At 43.5% G+C, this 8,079-nt stretch carries 7 protein-coding genes; 3 read left to right on the top strand and 4 right to left on the bottom strand.

All coding sequences use genetic code 11. The annotated features are described in order from the left end of the window. Nucleotides 1-1,843 (top strand): DUF349 domain-containing protein (locus A3757_RS10720; RefSeq protein ID WP_231878253.1); only part of this gene is annotated, 1,843 nt, incomplete at its 5' end. 49 nt (nucleotides 1,844-1,892) lie between these two features. Here the strand turns inward: A3757_RS10720 and A3757_RS10715 are convergent. From A3757_RS10715 to A3757_RS10705, 3 genes are all read right to left on the bottom strand, one after another. Next, entirely contained in the window at nucleotides 1,893-2,771 is an 879-nt protein-coding gene (locus A3757_RS10715; protein WP_068553530.1) for a DMT family transporter, read from the bottom strand. Nucleotides 2,772-2,882: 111 nt separating this feature from the next. After that, a complete protein-coding gene (locus A3757_RS10710; RefSeq protein ID WP_068553531.1) occupies nucleotides 2,883-3,989 on the bottom strand; it encodes a lipase secretion chaperone in 1,107 nt (368 codons plus the stop codon). 92 nt (nucleotides 3,990-4,081) lie between these two features. After that, nucleotides 4,082-5,044, bottom strand: a complete 963-nt coding sequence (locus tag A3757_RS10705; protein WP_068552731.1) for a triacylglycerol lipase — start codon at nucleotides 5,042-5,044, stop codon at nucleotides 4,082-4,084. Between the two features lie 588 nt (nucleotides 5,045-5,632). On the opposite strand from A3757_RS10705, the gene A3757_RS10700 reads away from it, so the two are divergent. Both A3757_RS10700 and A3757_RS10695 read left to right on the top strand, forming a co-directional pair. Continuing rightward, nucleotides 5,633-6,373: a DUF599 domain-containing protein gene (locus A3757_RS10700; protein WP_068514659.1), complete on the top strand. Its 741-nt coding sequence runs from the start codon at nucleotides 5,633-5,635 to the stop codon at nucleotides 6,371-6,373. Between the two features lie 113 nt (nucleotides 6,374-6,486). Then, nucleotides 6,487-7,314, top strand: coding sequence for an HDOD domain-containing protein (locus A3757_RS10695; RefSeq protein WP_068512887.1), 828 nt, complete (start codon nucleotides 6,487-6,489; stop codon nucleotides 7,312-7,314). Between the two features lie 90 nt (nucleotides 7,315-7,404). On the opposite strand, the gene A3757_RS10690 is transcribed toward A3757_RS10695, so the two are convergent. Beyond that, nucleotides 7,405-8,079, bottom strand: a 675-nt coding sequence (locus A3757_RS10690) for a hypothetical protein (RefSeq protein WP_231878252.1), incomplete at its 5' end; no start/stop codon positions are given.

Genomic DNA, 8,079 nt, shown 5'->3' with positions numbered 1-8,079 from the left:
CTATCAAGTATTAATGAGTGAGATTCGTCAGTACTATAAAGCGCTTACGCTCTTGAAAGAAGCTGAGCCCGAGCTAAAGGAATCGATCGACGAACTTAGCAAACAGGGTAAAAAAGACAGCACGCAACTCGATACGCTCAACCAAAGAATTCGTAAGCTTCTTAAGCAGGTAAATTGGCCGAAAGATTACGCACAACCAGAAGTTATTTCCCAAAGCAATGAAGCGCTGGGGCATTCTGCTGAAATTAAGCAACAGGTCGCTGAGAACACTAAAGAGATTGAAAGCAAGATTTCCCAATTAGTCACGCAACTCGACAAGTCTTTGGAAGATAAACAGCTAAAAAAATCCAACTCTTTACTCAAAGATATCCAGCGACAAATCAGTAAGCTGGGAAGCAAGCAAAGTGACCAGTATCACAACATGCTCAACCTCAGAATTAACCAGTTGAACGACCTGCGCGACTGGCAGGGTTATGCATCAAACCCTCGCCAACTGGCGCTGTGCGAATCAATGGAGCGTCTCGTCGACACACATATCGAGCCACGCGATAAAGCCGATCGAATCAAAGCAATGCAAAAGGAATGGAAAACCTTGGGTGGTGCTTCAGACCAATCGTTATGGCAGCGCTTTAAAGAAGCGGCCGACAAGGCTTACGAACCTTGCCATGCTTTTTTTGACGAACAGAATCAACTTAAAAAGAACAACTCCGCAAAGCGCGAACAAATCATCACAGAGTTAAGCAACTTCATTGATAACAATGACTGGGAAAACGCTGACTGGAAAGGCGCTGAAAAAATTAACAGACAAGCTCGCCTTGAATGGAAAGAAGCCTACCCGGTTGATTTCAAAACCAATAAGCCAATGCAACAACAGTTCAATGCCCTCTTAAAAGCCTTTGATAAGAAACTTGATACAGAAAGAGACAAGAACCTCTCCTTGAAGCAAGAAATCATTGATCAGGCGCAGACGCTTATAGAGCTTGAAAACCTTGAACAAGCCATACAAAGTGCAAAGGACTTACAACAAGCCTGGCAAAAGGTTGGCATCACGCCTTATAAGAAAGAAAGAGAGCTTTGGCAAGCATTTCGCGCAATTTGCGACCAGATATTTGCCCGCCGCGACCAAGTTCGCAATGAAAAGAAAGAAGAGGCGAATAAGGCTTCAAACGCAGCGAACGAGCTTCTATCTCGTATCGAATCTGAACTCGATTCCCTAAGCGATACCAACCTTAGCGAACTCAAAGCCAGATTAAGCGAGTACCGTAAAGAATATAAGTCCCTACCTTCAGTACAAGGCAAAGCTCTGGAAAAAATTCAAAATCGTTTTGAAGCTTTACTCAAAAAACTTAAGCAACTTATCGCTGGCCAAGAAAACAGGCAGCACCTATTAGCTTGGCAAGAAGTACAGCGTAAGGCTAAGCTCTGTAGAGAGGTCTATCACAATAATACTCAGGCCGATGCGAACCTTGATGATGAGTTTGCCTCGCAACTTGAGCTTCCTAAAGCTCAGGAAGATACTCTTAAAACTTTATGGATCTCTGTCAAAGCTGGTTCGGTAAGTCCCGAGCGTTGCGTGACACTTCAAGAGGCACGTTCTTTGTGTATAGCTTGTGAGATCGCTGCAGGTATCGAGTCACCGGAAAGTGACAAAGAGCTGCGCATGCAGCTACAAGTTAGCAGGCTTTCAGAAGGAATGTCTTCATCAGGTGAAAACCTAAGCCGAGAGCAACAACTTAGCGCAAGCTTACAAAAGTGGTATGACTCGGTTGGCCCGACACTAGAAGAGTTCAGCCAACTTGAGCCTCGAATTGACAATACAATTCAACACCTTTTTGCTCAATAAGACTAACTAAGCGAGACGGGTGCTCATCTATCAGAGCGCCCGGTTTGCTTCACTTCTGTCTGGACAGCATATTAATAATTGCGCCCGCCAGTATCGCTCCAGCACCCAGCCACACCCAGATGTCTGGTACTTCACTAAAAACAAGCCAGCCTAGCAATGCTGAAAAAACTACCTGCAGATAAGAAAACGCTGTCGCCCTTCCTGCAGGTTCCGTTTGCATTGACTTGGTTAAGCCAATTTGCCCGACCTGTGTAAAGATCCCGACCAAAAGTAAAAGTGAACAAGCTTCCATTGTCGGCAAGACAAAATCGTCCCCCAATAACACGAGAGAAAATGGCAAAGCGACCATAGGGAAGTAGAATACAATCACGGAAGGGTCTTCCGTCTGACTGAGCTTGCGGACAATAACATAGGCCACACCACTCCCAAAAGCACCTAACACCGCAGCCATCAAGGCAAAACTGGCAATGTCCGTCCCTATTCCGCCAAACAACCAAGCAGGTCTTGCGACAAGCAATAAGCCAATAAAACTAAAACCGATACTGATAACAAGAGACCACTGCAATCGCTCCTTAAGAAAGAAAGTCGCTAGAATGGCAGTAAAAATCGGATGTAAATACTGTAGAACCGTGGCTTCAGCCAAAGGCATATGTGTCACAGAATAATATACACACACTAACGCCAACGTTCCCACTGCGCCGCGCAGCATTAACAAGGGGCGATTATTGCCCAGAAGGGAAATGCGCTTACGTTTTACATCGACATAGCTCAGGAGCACGGAAACCAAAGCTCGCGCAGCAACGATTTCCAAAACAGGTATACCCAACAAGCTGACTTTTTTAACGCAAGCAGCCATCAGAGCAAAGCCCAGCGCACTAAGAATCATGTAGCGCATGCCGATAGGCATGGCAAAGAAAAGCTGTTTCATTTTCTAGAACAGCGAATATAGAATAAACGCTCGATAAGCACGGCAACCTCACATGTTTAAAACACAGAGGATGCTACACAAAGTTAGTTCAGTGCTCAATGAATAGATGAGCTAAACGTCAGCTTTGCGCTCGTAAACTTTCACTCGAATCTGCTCGCGTGAGTCAAATTGACTGGCACGTAATGTATCAACTTGAGCCTGACGCTCTTCAGCACTCAAGCCTTCTATCAATAGGATTTCTTGTCGTTGATCCAGAAAACTATCAATACGCGCTTGCCATTGAGCACGTTCCTGATCCAAAGTATCGAAACGTTCAGCTGCTTCAACACCAAACATTTCAACCCTGACCGCTCTAACTTCTTCATACCCACCGCCCTCTTCTTTTATTTGGGCAACACGGGAATTTAATTCGTCAGTGATACGAGCTTCTCTACGAGACTCTATAATATCAGCAGGTGCTTGAGCATCGACTTGCGCTAAACGCTGTTCCTTTTCTTCAGCGCTCAAGCCTTTTTCTGCGTCAATACTTAGCCTAGCCAGAGTGTATTGATCATAAGCCTCTTCTGAAGCATAAAACGCCTCATATACCTCAGCGTCCAGGTATTGTGCACGCATCTCCGATAGAGCATTTAGTTGCTCACTTAATAAAGCGACATAACGACCTTTATCGGCCATTAACTCTCCGTTCTCCATCATGCCTTTAATTGACTCTGAGCGGCTGAGTTCATAGTCATATAAGGCCTGTTTTAAAGAGATATACTGAGCCAAGATCTGCTTCGACTGAGTCAGTGCAGGCTCCTGCAAATAGTAACTCAAGTATTCATCAATTCTAGCCAGCACGACATCCAACTCTTCTTCTTCAATAGTTGACAGGAAATAATCAAACACTCTTTTGATATCGCTAGAGATACGTAAGTTACCCTGCTCATCTACTTGCAAGCTTTGCTGCATCTGGGTCCCTTGAAGCGAATCAGGCAATGCACCTAGTCGACTCTCATATGCAAGCGTACTGATAAGCTGAGCACCTTCCGCCAAATTACTAGCCAAGGGCTTAGCCTCAAGCTGAGATATTTTATTGTCTTGATGTAAGCTGAGGTGATTAGCATGAATCGGCGCAGCCTCATCAAATACAAAAGTACTTAAAATCATCGCCAATGCTGCTACGCCAGCACCACCCAACAGAAAGTTTCTTTTAATTAGTTTGGTTTGATGAGTCATTGACAAGCGATACCTTATGCTCTTGGAAAGTTAGAAGTTCTGCTAGCTGCTGAAAACAGCTCCCCTAAAAGCATAGAGGAGCTGTAAAAGGCTTATAGTCCAGCAGACTTCAAGCGTGATGCCTGATTCTTATATAAAGTTAGAGGATCAGTCTCAAACAGATGGTGAATACCAAAGACATGATTCACTGCATCCATATGGTTCATGTTATAGCGCGTACCGATAACATCTCCCCAATGCTGGTCACAACGTTCAACCAAGCCATCGTTCGCACCACTGATCGTTGCACCCGTAAACATCAAGAACGCATCTGAAATATCTAAAGCATTGGTAAATGTCGCATCACCACCCCATGAGTAGTAACGAATACCATTTACTTTAGATGCACCTTCACCACAACGTGAGCTAGGCTTTCCATCCGGGAATAAAGCGTTAAACTGGTTAGCGCCTGGCGATGTCATGAACGTTACTGAGGCCAACGCATCCTGCGCATACTCAGGGTTGCCTGACAAGGCATCAATTACGTTACCAAGCAGATTAAGAGATCCTTCGACCAATGCTTCAAGGCCACCACCAACAGGAACGATACCGCGAGCAACATCAGCGAAGTCAGAACCAAAGTTCACCGCATTGATAGTCGTTACCGAAGCAACCAAGTCAGGTCTTACGCCCGCTGCATAGCGTACAGTTGGCCCACCCAAGCTGTGGCCCATCAAGTTGAATTTCTGCGCACCCGTCGCCGCACGAAGATCTTCCAATGCTGCAATAAGGTCTTCTCCACGCTGGTATGCATCATCCCATGCAGTCACATTCGGCGCATAAACCTTGGCACCACGTTCTTTAAGAGCACTTTTAACACCATAAAAGTAATCGATACCTAAAATATCGCTAAAGCCCGAAACACCATGAACTAGAACGATAGGGTATTTTGTTTCGTAGGCGTCGCAATCCTGCCACCACCAACAAATTGCACTTGCTTGAGCACTAAAGACCATCAGTGCCGTGAGTAAAAGCCAGCTTTTAGCTTGGCCAAATTTATTATTTTTAGCTTTCATATTGTTTTGCCTATTATTTGTTTTTATTAATCAGGGTCGCTTTATTCAATAGCGCTTAAGACTAGCTTGACAAAAAACCAATCAAAAAAGGTTCTACAAGATCACAAACGAACATTTTTTAACCAATTATTTTCTAAACCAAAGCTTCTAGCACTATAAATAATGCGCATTCAGTTTTTCTAGACCAGAACCACTAAACCAGAACTACTAATTCTTACCGCATATAAAGAATTATCTAAATCCAATAGTATGTATTGAGCTTGTTATATTTATTTCTCATGTTTTGTAGCAAAGTTTATTGAAAAACTATTTTTGCTACAGAAAACGTTTCTACAAACCAATCCTCTCACAGCTCAAAACCAGAGCTCAAGAAGCGCAACCGCTAACTTAGACCCCGTTATTATTTTCAACAATTCCCCCCATTTGGGTGATTGCTCTCAAATCACCAAACAATTATAAATAAGCACCCAAGCTAAAAATTTTCTGTAAATTGATCCCTGAACCTTAGTTCTTTAGAATTGCTCCCTGCGCTTAAACGACCTAAGCAATCTGACCACTAATCGATATACTTCCCTGCTTGGAGCTTCTATGACAACCCTCACGCTGTTTATCAGCGACAATTGGCTAAACCTACTAGCCATTATCTGGTTTTTAGTTTGCTTTAATGGCTATATGAAATACGCCAGTGCTCGAAGCTACCGAAGCACCGAAGACTCTCCGAGCCTTGCATCCGAACTTCACCAGTATCGGTTTCAGTGGATGCTCCGGGTCCTGACTAGAGAAATGAGAATCGCTGACAATGCTGCAATTGCGAACCTTGAAAAAGGTGTTTCTTTTTTTGCATCAACGACCATGCTTATTCTCGCTGGCTTAATAACCATCTTAGGCTCAACTGAAAAAGCAATACACCTCATAGAAGGGCTCCCCTTCGCAGTCCCCACCGATCGCTCGGAATGGGAGATCAAAGTCATTACGTTAATTTTTGTTTTTGTCTATGCCTTCTTCAAGTTTACCTGGAGCTTACGCCAATATGGTTTTGTAACCATTATGGTTGGCGGGGCGCCAACCCCTAGTGAAGACTGCAGTAATGAAGAGAGGGAGGCGCTTGCTTCACGCATGGCTTCCATGGCCTCCATGGCCGCTAACAACTTTAATAGTGGCTTACGCACTTACTATTTCTCTATCGCCATGCTGACCTGGTTTATCAACCCATGGGTATTTATGGTCGCCAGCACCCTTATTGTCTTTATTCTATTTCGTCGTGAATTTAAGTCATCCACACTTAAAATCCTGGTGGGTAAAGAAGAGCTGTCTCAAGCAATGCGCTAAAACTCAATAAAAAACAAAAAGTCACAAGTCTATTCTTTACCGATCGCGGGCTTTTTCTATACTCATTAGAACAAATATAAAACAAAGGCAATTGACGCTTAGGAGTTACAGGAATGTCTTTAGAATCGCTATTTAAAGGAAGCCCAAATTTACCCAACATCCCGAAAGTGGTGCAAGAACTGATCAAGCAGTTTAATGATCCTCATTCCAATGTTGATGAGATTTCAAAAAAAATACAGATGGACCAGGTCCTTTCTGCCAAAATTATGCGTCTAGCCAATTCCGCGCGCTATGGTGCAGGACGTAAGATCGCCTCAATCGACTCTGCAGTTGTGATGCTCGGCATCGATACCCTGAAAACCTTAGTCGTTGCCTCTGGTATTACTGGTGCTTTCCAAGACATCCCGGGCTTTGATAAAAAACAGTTCTGGCGTGATAGTTTCATGATTGCCAGCATCAGCAAGCTAATTGCTAAACACACTGACTCAGACCCTGAAACAGCCTTCACAATCGGCATGATGCGTAACATCGGCGAGCTACTAATTCATATTTATCATGAAGAGTCTGCCGTTAAAATTGACAAGCTAGTTGAATCAGGCGCTAATCGAATTGACTTACAAGACAACCAGTTTGGCTATGACTTCACGCAAGCAGGCTCGGAACTTGCCAAACGCTGGAACTTCCCAACAGAAATTGTAAATGGAATACGTCAACAGGCTGCCCCTAACGACTTTGAAGAGTATTCCGCTTATTCAAGCATCGTTTACTTGGCCGACTACTTAAATGAAGCGTTTAAAGCCGAGCAAGAAAAGCAAGAAATTTTATCTCAGTTCCCGGTGGACATTGCTAAGCCAATTGATATCAATCTGGTATCTTTCTTCGAAGAGTTAGTTGAGCTTGCAGAAGCGGAAGATGATATTGAAGAGTTATTGAAAGACTAAGTCAGATAATCTCTCAAAAAGCGCTCATTTGAGCGCTTTTTCTTTGCCTAATAGAAAACCGAAAAGATCATTTTTTTGAATCGGCTACCATTAAAAACCATAACCTAAAGAAACATAAGAGGTTTCATCCATATGTAAGGCTATCAACTGGACCACCCAAAAACGCAAACCTAGCTCTAGACCTAAGCCTTCAATCTCGTTCTCATGCTGTCGTAGATTATCCTTGTCCAATATTAAATAAGACAAGCCCATATCAACTCCCATCAAAGAGAAGCCACTGGTGTAACTGAGGTTAATCTTTTCACCAAAATGCCCAAAACCACCTCGTAAAGTGATTCCTTCGTGCGCTGCACCCTGACGTTTAAAAAATGACATTCCCATATAATGGGTACGGCCAATCAAGTTATCATCAACAACATAGGTATAACGAGGCGTCCACCCCTCCAGGTCAGAGATATTTTTCCAGGAGAAGTCCTCCACACTTAAGTCGTCGAGCCCTAAGTGTTCCAACTTGAATTCAGCAAAAGCCAGTACCGGCGTAAGAACAAGAATCAGAGTAAGCAGTAGTTTTTTCATAAGATCTATTAGTGCATCCTTGACGCTAGCAAAGCCAGGGCGACTTAAATGCAAACGCTTTAAGCCAGCAACCCGAAACAACAAAGACTGAAAGACTACTATATAGTGAAGCCCTAAACCAAGAAGCAGCCACTCTAATTTTGAAGCAGTCGAAGTTTTAATAAGCATTGAGAGGGAAAACGGTAAGAT

It is taken from the genome of Oleiphilus sp. HI0117, from assembly GCF_001635235.1.
The sequence above is the reverse complement of the archived record's forward strand: the minus strand, read 5'-3'. Positions and strand labels throughout refer to the sequence as shown.

Coding starts and splice junctions, on each gene's coding strand:
- A3757_RS10700 (WP_068514659.1), top strand. CDS start 5,633: ATGACAACCCTCACGCTGTTTATCAGCGACAATTGGCTAAACCTACTA.
- A3757_RS10705 (WP_068552731.1), bottom strand. CDS start 5,044: ATGAAAGCTAAAAATAATAAATTTGGCCAAGCTAAAAGCTGGCTTTTA.
- A3757_RS10710 (WP_068553531.1), bottom strand. CDS start 3,989: ATGACTCATCAAACCAAACTAATTAAAAGAAACTTTCTGTTGGGTGGT.
- A3757_RS10715 (WP_068553530.1), bottom strand. CDS start 2,771: ATGAAACAGCTTTTCTTTGCCATGCCTATCGGCATGCGCTACATGATT.
- A3757_RS10695 (WP_068512887.1), top strand. CDS start 6,487: ATGTCTTTAGAATCGCTATTTAAAGGAAGCCCAAATTTACCCAACATC.